Source organism: Brevibacillus sp. SIMBA_040, from assembly GCF_046535075.1.
Taxonomy (GTDB): Bacteria; Bacillota; Bacilli; order Brevibacillales; family Brevibacillaceae; genus Brevibacillus.
Genome location: NZ_JAWRXI010000001.1, coordinates 300062 through 313680, shown reverse-complemented (window position 1 = coordinate 313680; position 13619 = coordinate 300062). Strand labels below are relative to the sequence as shown.

Below are 13619 nucleotides of genomic sequence, written 5' to 3'. Positions count from 1 at the left end.
GCCGCAATGGCAGTGTAAACGGCGCAAAAATAAAAACGTTCAAGGCGAAATGCTTTGAACGTTTTTGCGTTGCAGTTATTTACGTATGTATCAAATCGACGAGCTTTTCCAAGCCTTCGAGGATACGGGGGGACGGACGACAATATAGTCCTTCCTCAAGCAGGTGAACCTGTTTGCTGCGGATCGCTTTCATTTCCTGCCATTCCACTCGATCCGTAATCATCTGGGGCTTGATGCGTTTAAGCTCAATGCCGCACCAAACGACGCACACATGGTCGGGATCACGCTCGGCAACCATTTCCCGAGTCGCCTTGACGTTAGCTACTGGATAATCAGCGAAAACATTGATGGCACCCGCAATTTCACTGACATCGGTCAGCCAGTTCTCTTGACCTGGTGTGTAGATTGGATTGGGCCACCATTCCCAGTACAGCTTTGGACGGGTAGGAAAGGCAGCAGCCTTTTGCCGGATGGCTTCCACTCTTTCGTCAAAATGAGCGGCGAGCTGTTCGGCTTTTTGTACCGTGCCTGTGGCTTCGCCTACTAGCCTAATATCCGCTGCAATTTCATGAATATGGGATGGATTCAGAACGATGTGCTGGATTCCCAGTGCCTGAAGCGCCTCTACGTTTTTCTCCATACCGGGTACACTGAGCGAGGCAACCACCAAATCAGGCGACAGAGCGGCTACCTGGTCCATATTGATGGTCAGATCAGGTCCTACTCGCGGCAAGTTCTGCCACTGGGGAGGCCAGTCCGAATGATCGTCCAAGCCTACGACGTGCTCATCCAGTCCCAGGTAATAAAGAATTTCGGTATTGCTCGGACAGATGGAGACGATGCGCATGTCCTTCCCCCCTGTGGAAAAAATCCATAATCAGTTCTATGTCGTCTCTAAAAAAACGGATGGACCAAAAGGGCAATCATGATGCCTAGCCAGCCACCGATCAGTACCTCAATAGGCTGGTGACCGAGCAGCTCTTTCAGCTTTTTGGCTTTTTCCTGGCTTGGACGAACCTTGAATGATTTCATGCCTTCTAGGAGATGATTGAATTCGTCAACCAATTTGTTCAGGACCACTGCTTGCATACCGGCATGACGGCGCACTCCGGCAGCATCAAACATGACGATCACGCCTAAAATAGCGGAAATGGCAAACATGTTACTGGAAAAGCCCTCACGTAATCCAACGGCGGTGGAAAGCGCTGTCACGGCAGAAGAGTGAGAGCTGGGCATCCCGCCTGTGCTAAGCATCAAGGACCATTGCCAGGTTTTGGTGGCAAAAAAATGCAGAGGAATTTTGATGAATTGGGCAATTCCTATGGCAAGCAGTGCAGCCCATAAGGGGAAGTTTTCAAAAATATCCGCCACGGAAAATCCATTCCTTTCTACTGTACGCTTCTCTAGTTTATTGTAACAGAAGGGCGAACTCTTAATCCGTGAAGTTTTCGTTTGGATTTAAAGTCATTGCCAATCTGTGTTACCATGAAGACGAAAGGTGTGAAACGGAGGCGTGCATCCATGGGCTATCCCGGGCAGTATCTTCAGTTCATTGACAAATTCAATGAAGGTGAGTACTACGAATGTCACGATCTGCTGGAAGACATCTGGATGGAAGACAAATCCGATAAGTTTCTGCAAGGCTTATTGCAGCTATCCGTCGGACTGTATCACCAGGAATACGGCAATATAAAAGGTGCTCGCTGGATGTTTGGCAACGCACGAAAGTACCTGACCCGTTACGAACCCGTGCATTGGGGGTTGGACGTATCCAGTATTCTTCAATACATAGAAGCCTGCGAGAAATCTTTGCCAGAATCTGATGTCATTTCGTATGCAGAGGCAAAAGCCATGTCGTTTCCGTCCTTGCGTTTGCATGTAGACACATCGTGTTAAACACAAATGTGCCCATAATTGTATCCTATCACAGAGAAAGAGGGAAGAGTATATGCAAGTAACAGTGGAAAAACGATACCAGCTTGTAAATATCACGTGTGACGAATTGATCGTTCCACTTTGGAAAGGCGAAGAGCTGGCCCAAGTTTATCCGGACCTCGAAGCTGCTTTTGGAGGCCTACTTAGTGTCTTGCAGGGGGAGAAAGAAATTAGTGGCGATGCAAAGGCGATCGCTTTGATTCACAGCATGGGCAGAATGGCTGCCAAAAAGCTGATCGTAGTGGGGATGGGGGCACCGGAGAAGTTTGATTTTGTCGCTGCTCGCACTGCATGGGGGCGTGCAGCTAAGACGGTTGTTTCTAAAGGTACGGGCAAAACCGTTGTCATCGATTTGCCAACCACGGAGCATTTGGGAGCAGACAGACTGGCACAAGCGGTTACCGAAGCATTTGGACTTGCAGAATACAATTATGAAGGCTACCGCTTAAAAGCAAAGCGTGAATCAGATCCGATCGCAACTGTACGGATTCTGGCAGCAGACGACGCTGTAGATATCGCCTCGTCCGGGGTTCATGTCGGAAACGCACTGGTATCTGGAACCAACATGGCTCGCACACTGGTGAATGAGCCGGCAAACTATTTGACACCTCGTGCTTTGAAGGATGCTGCCGTAGATGTGGCGAAGCGTTATGGCATGGGGATTGAAGTGCTGGAAAAAGCGAAGCTGGAAGAGCTGGGCATGGGCGGCGTCCTCTCGGTTGCTAAAGGCAGCGAGCTAGAGCCGTATGTGGTCGCGATTAAATATCAAGGCAAAGACACGTGGGACGATGTTATTGGTCTGATCGGCAAAGGTGTTACGTTTGATACGGGCGGGATTTCCATCAAGCCGGTAGCTGGCATGGAAGACATGAAGTCAGACATGGGCGGAGCAGCTGCCATGATCGGTGCCATGGAAGCACTGGGTCAGATGAAGCCAAAAGTAAATGTGTTGATGGTGATCGGAACGGTCGAGAATATGCCATCAGGTACTGCTTTCCGACCAGGCGATGTCATCACGACCATGAGCGGCAAGACCGTTGAGATCATTACTACGGATGCAGAAGGTCGTCTGGTGCTGGCAGACTGCATTACATACGCCAAGCAGCAAGGCGTTTCGTGTATCGTCGATGCTGCTACCCTGACAGGTGGCATCGTGGTTGCTTTGGGACACTTCTGCTCAGGTGCCATGACCAATGACAAAGAACTGATGGATGAGCTTTTGTCAGCAGCAGATATTGCAGGTGAACGCTTGTGGCAGCTCCCGACATTCGATGAGTACCGCAGCCTGAACAAGAGCCGTTTTGCCGATCTGAAAAACTCAGGTGGACGCTACGGACACGGCATCATCGGTGGTGTATTCCTGCAGGAGTTTGTAGGCGAGACCCCATGGGTGCATCTGGATATCGCAGGGACAGCCTACACAGCCAGCACTGGGGATATGCAGCCAGCAGGCGGTACAGGTGTTATGACCCGAACGATTGCCCAATTTGTAGCGAGCCGCAGCCAATCCTAATCGTAAAAGGAGAGTTGAATCATGGTCCAAAATCCAAGCAATGAAGCACGGAAGCAAATCCTGGAGGAATCCAAAACCATCGCAGTGGTAGGGCTCTCCAACAAGCCTGATCGGACCAGCTACATGGTTTCCGCTGCCATGCAAAATGCAGGCTATCGCATCATTCCTGTGAACCCAGTGATTGCGGGTGAAACGGTATTGGGTGAGAAGGTCTTGGCCAGCCTCTCGGAAATCGATGAGCAGGTAGATATCGTCAATGTGTTCCGTAAAAGTGAGGATATCGTCCCTGTAGCAGAAGAAACGCTGAAAATGAAGCACAAGCCAAGAGTATTCTGGATGCAGCAAGGAATCGCAAACGATGAGGCAGCGAAGCTCGTTGGCGAGACTGGCATCGAGGTTGTCAACGATTTGTGCATCAAGGTCGATCATGCGCTTTTACGCATTGGGAAATAAGCGATTGCTGTAAGGAGTGGGGACACATGTTTTTCAATCAACAGACAGACGCCAAGCGTGACCGAATTCCACCCAACCAAAAACAGACGACAGGCTTTCCTGTTTTGCACTATGGAGATGTCCCTGAGTATACGGATCTTGCAACGGAGTGGAGCTTCCGCCTGTTTGGGCTGGTAGAAGAAGAAGTCACGCTCACCTACGAGCAGATGATGACTCTGCCAAAAGGCGGCACGACCAACGATATTCACTGCGTGACAGGCTGGAGCAAGCTGGACAACGAGTGGGAAGGCATCCCGGTAGAAGAAGTGCTGGGGCTGGTCAAAATCAAGCCGGAAACCAAATACGTGATGCTGCATGCTGAGCATGGCTGGACAGTAAATATTCCGCTTGCTGATTTCATGAAAGCTGGCAATCTGTTTGCCACGAAGCATAACGGTGAGGACTTGACGCCTGAGCACGGTTGGCCGCTTCGTTTTGTCATCCCGCATCTGTACTTTTGGAAAAGTGCGAAGTGGGTGCGCGGCATCGAGTTTATGGAGAAAGACAAGCAAGGCTTTTGGGAAAAGAACGGATATAATATGTACGGCGATCCTTGGAAAGAGCAGCGTTTTGCCTGGGATTGAAAGCGAGAAGAGGCGGGAAACCGCCTCTTCATTTTGGAAAGAACCTGAATCAGTCTGACAAAGTATGTTCTTGCAGCATGCCTTTTTTTCGTGCCTCTTGCCTTATCCATGAAAACAATAATAACGAGGCGGCGACTGCAATTGCCACGCCGATCGTCCCAAACCATGTGATGGATGACAAGGAAATCCGATCCACGGCGAGACCGCCGATTCCAGCTCCTGCTGCCATTGATAATTGCATCGTAGACTGGTTAAGCCCAAGCATGATTCCCGAATAATTCGGTTCAATTCGAATCAAATTATATTGCTGCGTAGGACCAGACGACCATGCTGCAAATGACCATAATACAAGGACGCCAACAACGATTCCCCAAGAACTGTTTAGACCAACAGTAACAGAAAGTAACAGGAAAGCCGCGATGTGCAGGAGCATTCCCCCGATTAACGTGAAAGAAACTCCCCATTTATCCGTACTGTAGCCGCCAAATTTGGAACCAATCAAACTGGCCAGGCCGAACGCCAACAATACTCCGCTGAGCACTTCTTCATGTAAACCCGCAACATTTAGAAGGTAAGGCGAGATGTAAGTATACGCGATAGAATAGCCGCCGAGCCAAAAGAAAGTAATGGAGAGACCAAGAGCGACTTTTTTGTTTTTGAGAAGAGCAAGCTGCTTGGTTAATGGTACGGGAGCATCCCCAATTACTCGCGGGATTGTTCGATAGAGAACAAAAATGGCGAGAAGTCCTGTTATGGCAATGAAACCGAACACTGATTTCCAGCCGTATGCCTCAGCAATCATTCGTCCGAGAGGAACCCCGATAATTAATGACGTAGTAAAACCCATTACTACGGTTGCAATCGAGCTTGCCTGTTTACCTTCAGGTGCGATTTTCGCTGCTATATCCAATGCGGTAACAACAACCATTCCTGCGCCTAAAGCCATTAGCACACGTGAAAGCACAAAAAGTCCAAAGCCCGGCAAAACAAAAGACATCATATTAGCTAAGACGAAAATTCCCAGTGCACCAACGAGCAGCTTTTGCCTCTCGATTTTTGCCGTCAGAGCCATCAAGATGGGGGTACAAATGGCATATACAAAGGAAAAAATGGTCACAAACTGCCCAGCCGAAGTAATAGAAATCCCCAGCGTATCCGAGATCTTGTCTAAAATACCTGAAATGACATATTCGGATGTACCGACTAAAAAACTTACAATCGCTAAAACATAAACCTTCCAACTGCTTGTTTTCAATTTCACCACTCCTAATTTTTTCACATCTATATATTATAAATTATCGATGTGTTGCACTTTAAAAAATCTACACATTGTAATATATCGATGTGTAGACTTAAGGCAAACTGAATCCTCAATAGAGCATTCAGCTTTTACTCATTAAATCTCGTTGTTAAAAAATGCACCGATTTTTCGTATCGCTTCTTCGTTTCTTTTGAAATACGTATACTTGCCGATCCGTTCCGCTGTTACCAGACCTGCCCGCTGGAGTATCGATAAATACTGGGAGGTTGTGGATTGTGTCATGTTCAGCGTATCCGTGATTTGACCAACACATACCCCAATTTTCCTCATATCAATCCCTTCGTGGGGCGTGAAGTATTTTTCCGGATCCTTCAGCCAATGCAAAATTTGCAATCTCGACTCGTTGGACAGCGCTTTAAAAATTTCAATTGGTTCCATACATATTATCATATCGAAAATTTTCGATGTGTCAAGCGTGCGTAATTTCGAGGTGATTGTCGTGGGGAAAAATATCGCCTTACTTTGGAAAGAGCAGCGTCTTGCCTCTATGATCGATGGCCTTGTCCATACTCCCTCGCGACGAATGGTCCACCCATGAGCAGTTCTTCCAACGGATCGTCAGTCGAGTTTACATTCTGGCTTTCCGTGATTTCGGCCGCAAAAGCTTCGGCATTATCACGGGGCTTATAGCCTAAGCGTTCAGCATCAGGGTTAACAAACCATGAGCGATCATTATCTGATACACCGTACAAAATCGAATATCCCACAGAGTCGGCTAGAATGCAGCGGCGAAAAAGCTGGACCGCGTCACCATGGCTGAGCCAAGTACTGAGGTGGCGAAGGTCTTGTGGGCGGTCCTCAAAGCTACAGATGCGAATGCAAACAGACTCTACTCCGTGTTTGTCAAAGTAGAGTCGCGCAAGATTTTCACCAAATGCTTTGCTCACACCATAAAGCGTATCGGGCCGAGGCAAGACGGACGAGTCAATGGTCTCACTCCTCGGGTAAAATCCGACAGCATGTATGCTGCTGGCAAAAATAATCCGCTGAACGCGGGCCATTCTGGCAGCTTCAAAAACATTGTATGTACCGGCAATATTCGCCTGTAGAATACGGGCAAACTCACTTTCGTCAGGAATTCCGCCCAAATGAATCACAGTATCAATCCCTTGCATGGCAGCTTCCAATCCGTCCGTATCCGCCAGATCTAAGCGGATAAACTCCTCATCCGTCTGCAAGTCTTGAATCAAATGGATATCGGTTAGCCGCAAGCGAAATTCATCCCGTAATTGGGTTCGCAAAACAGTGCCAATACGCCCAGCTGCTCCTGTAATCAATACCCGTTTCATCCAAATTCCCCCCTATGAGCATTTTAAACGAAAACTATTTCTGCCACTTCGTTAATACTACTAGCTGCTTGGGAAATATTAACTGACCTTGAGGCGTGTCATAATTTCGCCCCATGGAGCCTTACCAAGAACTTCAAATCCTAGCTTTCCATAAAGAGCGGCAGCGGCTTTGTTTTCAGGATGGTAGGCTACCGTAATATCTGTAGCATCAGGCTTTGCTTTGATTCTTTCAATAACCTGTTTCATGGTTTCAATTCCGTAGCCGTTCCCCTGGTGACTGGAATCGATCATAAGTCTATAAATCCAGTATTGCGAATCGTCAGGATCTAACCCGAACATGACAAATCCTACCATTAATTGATCTTTGTACACGGCAAGTGTTTCAAAAGTCGGCAAAAATTTTGACTGTGCCAAGGAATATAGATTAGAGGCGATAAATTGTTTTTGGTCTTCGGTGGGCTGTAACTCAATACATTCTTCCCAGTTTTCAGAAGTTACTTCCTTTAGGGTAAGGGTCACAATGCTATCTCCTTTAACGTTTGTTCCCATTCCAAATCACATCTGTCTTTTTAACGAATAGCACGAAGGGAATAAACTTCACATATTTTTTGGATATATTTTACAATTTTTTCGGGCTTTAGAGCAAGCTGGTTTTTTTAACTACTAAACACAACTGGTAATTATATTGATCGAAACCAAAAAAGGGGGCCAGCAATCGACGCCGCCCCCAATTCAAAACAAATGTATTCAAGCAATTTATTCGTAGCGTGTACTCTTCTGTCCACTCGGTCCGCAGGGTGGAAAACGCCACGAGTTCGGCAAAATAAACAGAATCCGCACATCCCATTCGGAATTTTAAAAAGTGACTATTTTTTCCAAATATCGTCTTATGAGTAAGGCTCAACGTCAAAAAAGATAGAGGATACACGTATGACCATTCTAAGGCGTTATCCTGTACTCACAAGCAGCGCTCTGCTAACAGCGCTATTGCTCCTGTCACCATCCTTGAGCACAGTCATGGCAAATCAGACTGGTAACCAACAAGGAGCAGCTCGCTTTCAGGAAAATCAGTTAAGCGATAAAGCAAAACTAACGGAGCAAAAGTTGCAAATGCTCGTCCCCGCGCTGGATGACACATCTAGACATATTACCTTGGAAACGAAAGACCAGCCTGTGTACGAAATCCGTTATGACAAAAATAATGAATTCTTTGCTAGAGCCTATATCCATGCAGAAACTGGGAAACTGCTTACGTATTCATTGAATGACAATGATCTAGAAATTCCTGATAACAAGCTTGCTTATAAGAGCGCCGATACCTTTATGGAGGGGTGAATCCAGATAGGGAGAATCCACATGAGTATGTAGTAGAGTTTGTACCATCTGCTGATGGACTTCCTTTGGAATACGGACGATACAATGGTATGGGTGTAAATGGAGTCACGAGGAAAATCACATGGTACAATCAAGAGCCCGACCAAAAGCCCACCAAGCTCCCGGATAAGAAGATGGCTGTTTCCACAGATGCAGCGGCCAAGGCCCTGCTGCTGGAACCCACTGAACTGCAATACATCTACCCAATCCTGAACGGAAAGAGGTCAGCCAAACCGGTCCTTGCCTATTCCATTAATGGTAAAAATATCAATGCTCTGACAGGAAAGGTAGAAGAGTAAGTTAATGTAACCTTCACCCAACAAAAATAGGAGGCAGATATGTATGAAGATAAGTGATAGAAAGGGATTTTGGAAAGCACCGTCGATTCTTTTGCTTTCATCCGTACTGATACTAGGCATTATTGAAGATGGAAGAGCACTGGCACAGGCGGCTGAGCAAAAAACGGAAAAGATTCTTTCTGAACAAGAGGCTATTGCATTCGCAAAAAAATGGATGGCAGTACCTGCACGTTTTGAGTATGACTATGGAGTATACGCCGAGCCATATGAAGTGTTACGTACACCCTATGGAGCATGGGTTCTTCATTGGACTCATCCAAATCATTCAAGAATCCTGTATAAAATTCATCCCGTCTCAGGGCATTTGCTAAATTACGACTACATTGACGAAAAAAGCGAGACCACTGTCCCAATTACAACGAAGAGAAAGCAAATTGCACTTGAAGGAGCATTGCAGTTTCTCACAAAAGTCATGACTTCAGAGGAACGAACGCAGCTGGCGGAGCCACAAGAAGGTATGTACAGAAGCGACAACTCTGAACCATATCATTTTATTTTTGATAGAGTAAAAAAAGGTGTTCCTTTTAAAGGAAATTATATCGCTGTTACCGTGAGAGGAGACGGAAAAGTTCTGGGTTTCAAGCGGATATGGTCTGAGGGAGAGATGCCCGACACAAGCCGTATTATCTCGGAGAAGGAGGCTCGTGAGCTGCTAGAGCAAAACACCGAGCCAACCATGCATTATAAGCGTGTTTACAGTGGAAATGATGAGTCGAAATACATGCTGGTTTATGATTATCTACCCACCGATCCGCAATTTGTAGATGCGATCTCAGGCGAGATGATTGATGAAAATGGAAGGGTGGCGAAACCCAAACCGATCAAGAGTTTGAAGGAAATGCCTCCTGTGGCAGCCCCAACAGAGGGAAAAGGGTTTAGCGGTGTATTTACCTATGAGCAAGCAAAGGAAAGCGCAATTCACTATCTGCAAACGACGTACCCTGATCTGCAAGATGATATTTATATGCTCGATTCACAATCAGATGATATAGATTCGTACGATGGCAAGCCGCGATGGCAGGACTATTTCGTAAAATTTGGATGGTTGAAAAATGGCATTCTTGTTGGCGATAGGGATTCAAATTTTTCTCTATATGTTACCCCACGAACAGGTGAAAGTGGTTACGGGAAAAACCCGCTTGCTCCACCAGTGATTGACGACAATAACAAGCAGATAGTAGACATGGCATCTGCCAAAAAAACGGAGCAGTCCATGAAAAAATCACTCGAACTCTACTACTTTCAACCGAAAAGAGACGTAGACGAGGACGAGGAGCCAAAACCGCGGCTTGTATACCGCCTCAGTGGAGATAATGGAGTTGTTGACGCGCACACGGGGAAATGGATTAGCTATCAATAATGGCGGATAGACAATGCTCATCTTGTCATTGGTGGGGTTGATTTTACCAAAACGGTAAAGTTGAAAAAACCCCACCAAACGGTGAGGCCAAAAAAATAAAACTACTCTTCTGTAAACATCTCGGTGTTTGAATCTCCTTCTTTACTTCCGCCGACTACAACCAATTTAGCTTTATACTGGGTACCAGCCACCAGTCCGTCGATTTGGGCCATACGGGATTCGGAGTTTAATCCGCCACTGTTATCAGTCCAAACAACATTAGCTGGATACCATGTTGTTCCCCCATCAGTTGACAGCTTTAGAGTAACACTGCTTGCTCCTGTAGCTGGGCTGAACGCAAACATAGCGGTAGGCATATGGGAGAAAACATCGTGGAGCCTAAAATTATCAATTGGTCTGGACTCAGGTTCGCTATTCTCGTCTTATTCCTTTTTCTCTCTCGGTTTTATAACGAGCCTACACCGTGCAGGCGACTTTCATCGCACACGGCGTTCCATCAACGAATCGCAAGGTTAAAACTCTTACAATGGGCAAAAAGATCATACCATCCACCAATAAACAAGGAATAAACAACGCATTTGACAACAGAGGAATGATAGCTCAATTCTGCGAATGGCAATTGTGAGAGCTCGGCGGATGTCCTCGGCAGGGTTGGGCCAGTGCCCAACTTTTTTCGTTGCAGATTTTTGCAAAAAGTTTTTCCAAAATTCGGGTGAAAAGTAGGTAGACTCAAGAAAAATGATTACTATAATGGAAATAACAGACATACATAGAACGAACATATCAGATAGAAACGTGAGTTAGCCTTAGCAAGAAAACGATTTGAGGAGGTATCCTGTGGGAAGATCATTCTAGTGGACGAGGGAGGAGTAGGGACTCAAAGAAGAGCGTCTACAAGATGACTATCTACAGGAAACGCTGGATATCCGTACAGAGGATTTTGACCATTTCATAGGGATTACGAGTTCGTGGCAAGCCGTAGAAAAGCTGTCGGAGCTTGTAGGAATTCCTTTGTGGAGTGATTCTGAGTGGATTCCACACGACGAAAATCTCCGAAATCGCTTTGGAAAATATGAATTTCATCTTGAAAATAAATGAGCCAGTCAGGCACGGCTCCCCGGCTTTAGCTTTCGTTGAAAGACTATGAAGAGTGGAGGTGAACGAGGAATGGCGACTGACGTCTGGGACAACATTTTAAAACAAATCCAAACGATATCACAACCGATTTTTTCAACGGTTAATCCTCCTGCAACAGAGGATGAAATAACTCTTTTGGAAAACACATTGGCCGTTCAACTTCCGATGCGTTTTCGGAATTATCTGTCTATATTTAATGGCCAACAAGAGCAAGAGCCTTTTATCGGATACAACTCCTTTTTGTCTATACCAGCTATCATCGAAACATGGTCGATGATGAATGAGTTGTTTGAGGACGAAGAACAGGTGGATTGGATCGACGAAGACCGTATCAAGCCTCTGATCTGGAGTAAAAAATGGATTCCGTTTACCGATTTTGAAGGATCCACACATAAGGAGGCGTGAATGAAGCTGGCTTTTTATTGGATAAATATGGAATCCTAGTAGACATGTTTTTCGACCGTAGCTTGCAGGTAAAACTCGCAATACAAAATGAATATCATACGGAAACCAAAAAGGGTACTCCGTTTATCAGTAATCTTGCAGTTAACGAGCGATGCTAGCTGACCACAATCGTAAACTTAGATCAAGTAAAAACAGATCATCGGTATCCTCCAAAGATCGATTGGTTAGTTTTTCGATTTTTTTCAATCGATAAAGTAAAGTATGTCGATGTAAATTTAATGCCCGTGAGGTTTGACTGACATTCCCTTGATTTTGAATATACGCTTTCAACGTTGCAATAAGATTGAGTCCGCGTTGCTCTTCGTATTTAATCAGAGAACCGATGGTTAAGTAGGTAATCTCCTGTATTTCCGGACTGTTGGCAAGAGTGAGCAGCGCCCGATAAAAACTGGTGCTGGAATAAGTGCTTCGATGACCTGGCCCTTTTTGACGGGAACCAATATCTAGCGCATTTCTGGCATCAATAAAGCTTTCGTGAAATGTTTTGACGCCAGCATAATTTTCACCAATCCCCCAAGACAAGACGAGGCCAGGTACAGATTGTGTAAGCTTGCTTTCGATACGATCGAGAAACTGCTTCACATAATGTTCTACTTGCTGATTGGATACCTCAAAAAAAATGATAAAGCGTTCTTGCTGATACGTTTTCATTGTTGCACGCTTTAAGAAACTTCCAGCAAGTGATATTTGTTCTTCGACTGAATTGATTAACGTATACAACCATTGTTCGTACGAGGTTTCGAGCGCTTTTTTCTCCCTGTTCTCGTACAATTTCTCGGCATTTTCAATCGCACCAATCATGCAAACATACGGGAGAGCCAGGTTATACCCCATTGATTTCGCACGTGAAAAAACGGTGTCCCATGAATCGATTTCTCCTTTTGCAAGGCTCCATACAAAATCGTCTCGAAGGCGCATTTCCACTTCCTGCACAGCTTGTTCCCTTTGAAACCACAGGGTGATTGTCGCAATGATATTACTCATCATGTTTATTTTTTCGTTACTAATATGGTTTGTTGTTTCATGACCCAGCGCCAATAGTAAATAACCGAACAGCCTGTCAGCGGATTGAATTTTGTACTGAATAATAGATGGATCAAAAATGTCTGGTTGAACAAGGTGCTCTGAATTTTCACTTTTGCCCTTCACTTTACCCTCGTGATTTACGATAACAATCGGAATCCCCGAAGCCTGATAGATTAATGCTGCGGCATCGGAAAGAGGGGAACCATTAATAAATAGATGGAGCAGCTGTTTCTGCAATTCTTCAAATTGCTGAAATTTCGTTTGGCGCCAATTGTGCACTTCGGTTAAGACCGCTTCTGTAATATCAGCAAAACGGATTTCCCAAGGGATTTCAATGATCGGGAATTGGTGCTGTTCGGCCAATAGAAGGATTTCCTCCGGTATGTCTTTTATATAACGACCTGTCGCAATCGCCAAGGCAACTGCTTCCGACTCGATGATATCTTGAACGAATTCCCTCAAAGTCCCTGAATCATTACAGCCGATTGCTGTGGTTAAGACCAATTCGTTTTTACGTATGAAATCTTCGACTGGAAGCTCGATTACCGATATCGTTTCGATTGAACGCGAGGGTAGAGACGAAGAGGCTGTTCGAACATTTGCTTGTTGCATGATGGGGATATGCAATAGATCCATTAAAGTAAACGTCATAATGACCTCCTGAATTTCAAGTAGGAATGAGTGGATATTGACTCAAAGAGGTACGTTAAACTGGATAATAATCTGCTACGTGGACTATTTCTTGATTCGATTTGACACAGAAC

General features: G+C 45.5%; 16 protein-coding genes. 8 read left to right on the top strand and 8 right to left on the bottom strand.

Going from position 1 to position 13619, the window contains the following annotated elements:
• Window positions 1-79: 79 nt before the first annotated feature.
• Both SB752_RS01540 and SB752_RS01535 read right to left on the bottom strand, forming a co-directional pair.
• Entirely contained in the window at window positions 80-847 is a 768-nt protein-coding gene (locus tag SB752_RS01540) for a cobalamin-binding protein (protein WP_410713990.1), read from the bottom strand.
• A gap of 47 nt (window positions 848-894) precedes the next feature.
• Window positions 895-1371 (bottom strand): divergent PAP2 family protein, encoded by a 477-nt coding sequence (locus SB752_RS01535; protein WP_103104349.1) that lies wholly within the window; start codon window positions 1369-1371, stop codon window positions 895-897.
• Between the two features lie 150 nt (window positions 1372-1521).
• Between SB752_RS01535 and SB752_RS01530 the strand changes: the two genes are divergently transcribed.
• From SB752_RS01530 to SB752_RS01515, 4 genes are read left to right on the top strand one after another with little or no spacing between them, the layout of a single operon-like run.
• Complete coding sequence (locus tag SB752_RS01530; RefSeq protein ID WP_410713989.1) at window positions 1522-1896, top strand: DUF309 domain-containing protein; 375 nt, start codon at window positions 1522-1524, stop codon at window positions 1894-1896.
• A 52-nt stretch (window positions 1897-1948) separates the two neighbouring features.
• Entirely contained in the window at window positions 1949-3448 is a 1500-nt protein-coding gene (locus SB752_RS01525; RefSeq protein WP_410713988.1) for a leucyl aminopeptidase, read from the top strand.
• Window positions 3449-3469: 21 nt separating this feature from the next.
• Window positions 3470-3901 carry a CoA-binding protein gene (locus tag SB752_RS01520; RefSeq protein WP_410713987.1) on the top strand — a complete coding sequence of 144 codons (432 nt, stop codon included), beginning with the start codon at window positions 3470-3472 and terminating at the stop codon, window positions 3899-3901.
• Between the two features lie 26 nt (window positions 3902-3927).
• Complete coding sequence (locus SB752_RS01515; RefSeq protein WP_410713986.1) at window positions 3928-4524, top strand: sulfite oxidase-like oxidoreductase; 597 nt, start codon at window positions 3928-3930, stop codon at window positions 4522-4524.
• 49 nt (window positions 4525-4573) lie between these two features.
• Here the strand turns inward: SB752_RS01515 and SB752_RS01510 are convergent, their stop codons facing one another.
• From SB752_RS01510 to SB752_RS01495, 4 genes are all read right to left on the bottom strand, one after another.
• Window positions 4574-5779: an MFS transporter gene (locus SB752_RS01510; RefSeq protein WP_410713985.1), complete on the bottom strand. Its 1206-nt coding sequence runs from the start codon at window positions 5777-5779 to the stop codon at window positions 4574-4576.
• 141 nt (window positions 5780-5920) lie between these two features.
• On the bottom strand, window positions 5921-6223 hold the full coding sequence (locus SB752_RS01505) for an ArsR/SmtB family transcription factor (protein WP_410713984.1): 303 nt from the start codon (window positions 6221-6223) through the stop codon (window positions 5921-5923).
• A gap of 107 nt (window positions 6224-6330) precedes the next feature.
• Window positions 6331-7134 carry an NAD-dependent epimerase/dehydratase family protein gene (locus tag SB752_RS01500; protein ID WP_410713983.1) on the bottom strand — a complete coding sequence of 268 codons (804 nt, stop codon included), beginning with the start codon at window positions 7132-7134 and terminating at the stop codon, window positions 6331-6333.
• Window positions 7135-7212: 78 nt separating this feature from the next.
• Window positions 7213-7653, bottom strand: coding sequence for a GNAT family N-acetyltransferase (locus SB752_RS01495; protein ID WP_410713982.1), 441 nt, complete (start codon window positions 7651-7653; stop codon window positions 7213-7215).
• 411 nt (window positions 7654-8064) lie between these two features.
• Here SB752_RS01495 and SB752_RS01490 point away from each other — a divergent pair, with 411 nt between their 5' ends.
• From SB752_RS01490 to SB752_RS01480, 3 genes are read left to right on the top strand one after another with little or no spacing between them, the layout of a single operon-like run.
• The gene (locus SB752_RS01490; protein WP_410713981.1) at window positions 8065-8469 is read left to right on the top strand and encodes a PepSY domain-containing protein; all 405 of its coding nucleotides are present in this window, start codon (window positions 8065-8067) and stop codon (window positions 8467-8469) included.
• A complete protein-coding gene (locus tag SB752_RS01485) occupies window positions 8466-8807 on the top strand; it encodes a hypothetical protein (protein ID WP_410713980.1) in 342 nt (113 codons plus the stop codon). The genes SB752_RS01490 and SB752_RS01485 overlap by 4 nt, the downstream gene beginning before the upstream one ends.
• A gap of 43 nt (window positions 8808-8850) precedes the next feature.
• Window positions 8851-10227, top strand: a complete 1377-nt coding sequence (locus SB752_RS01480; protein WP_410713979.1) for a YcdB/YcdC domain-containing protein — start codon at window positions 8851-8853, stop codon at window positions 10225-10227.
• Between the two features lie 101 nt (window positions 10228-10328).
• Here the strand turns inward: SB752_RS01480 and SB752_RS01475 are convergent, their stop codons facing one another.
• Window positions 10329-10583 carry a hypothetical protein gene (locus tag SB752_RS01475; RefSeq protein WP_410713978.1) on the bottom strand — a complete coding sequence of 85 codons (255 nt, stop codon included), beginning with the start codon at window positions 10581-10583 and terminating at the stop codon, window positions 10329-10331.
• A gap of 811 nt (window positions 10584-11394) precedes the next feature.
• Here SB752_RS01475 and SB752_RS01470 point away from each other — a divergent pair.
• Window positions 11395-11769: an SMI1/KNR4 family protein gene (locus SB752_RS01470; RefSeq protein ID WP_410713977.1), complete on the top strand. Its 375-nt coding sequence runs from the start codon at window positions 11395-11397 to the stop codon at window positions 11767-11769.
• A gap of 141 nt (window positions 11770-11910) precedes the next feature.
• Here SB752_RS01470 and SB752_RS01465 read toward each other — a convergent pair whose 3' ends face one another.
• Window positions 11911-13506, bottom strand: coding sequence for a PucR family transcriptional regulator (locus SB752_RS01465; RefSeq protein WP_410713976.1), 1596 nt, complete (start codon window positions 13504-13506; stop codon window positions 11911-11913).
• Window positions 13507-13619 lie beyond the last annotated feature (113 nt).

Coding starts and splice junctions, on each gene's coding strand:
- SB752_RS01540 (WP_410713990.1), bottom strand. CDS start 847: ATGCGCATCGTCTCCATCTGTCCGAGCAATACCGAAATTCTTTATTAC.
- SB752_RS01530 (WP_410713989.1), top strand. CDS start 1,522: ATGGGCTATCCCGGGCAGTATCTTCAGTTCATTGACAAATTCAATGAA.
- SB752_RS01525 (WP_410713988.1), top strand. CDS start 1,949: ATGCAAGTAACAGTGGAAAAACGATACCAGCTTGTAAATATCACGTGT.
- SB752_RS01520 (WP_410713987.1), top strand. CDS start 3,470: ATGGTCCAAAATCCAAGCAATGAAGCACGGAAGCAAATCCTGGAGGAA.
- SB752_RS01515 (WP_410713986.1), top strand. CDS start 3,928: ATGTTTTTCAATCAACAGACAGACGCCAAGCGTGACCGAATTCCACCC.
- SB752_RS01505 (WP_410713984.1), bottom strand. CDS start 6,223: ATGGAACCAATTGAAATTTTTAAAGCGCTGTCCAACGAGTCGAGATTG.
- SB752_RS01500 (WP_410713983.1), bottom strand. CDS start 7,134: ATGAAACGGGTATTGATTACAGGAGCAGCTGGGCGTATTGGCACTGTT.
- SB752_RS01490 (WP_410713981.1), top strand. CDS start 8,065: ATGACCATTCTAAGGCGTTATCCTGTACTCACAAGCAGCGCTCTGCTA.
- SB752_RS01480 (WP_410713979.1), top strand. CDS start 8,851: ATGAAGATAAGTGATAGAAAGGGATTTTGGAAAGCACCGTCGATTCTT.
- SB752_RS01475 (WP_410713978.1), bottom strand. CDS start 10,583: ATGCCTACCGCTATGTTTGCGTTCAGCCCAGCTACAGGAGCAAGCAGT.
- SB752_RS01470 (WP_410713977.1), top strand. CDS start 11,395: ATGGCGACTGACGTCTGGGACAACATTTTAAAACAAATCCAAACGATA.
- SB752_RS01465 (WP_410713976.1), bottom strand. CDS start 13,506: ATGACGTTTACTTTAATGGATCTATTGCATATCCCCATCATGCAACAA.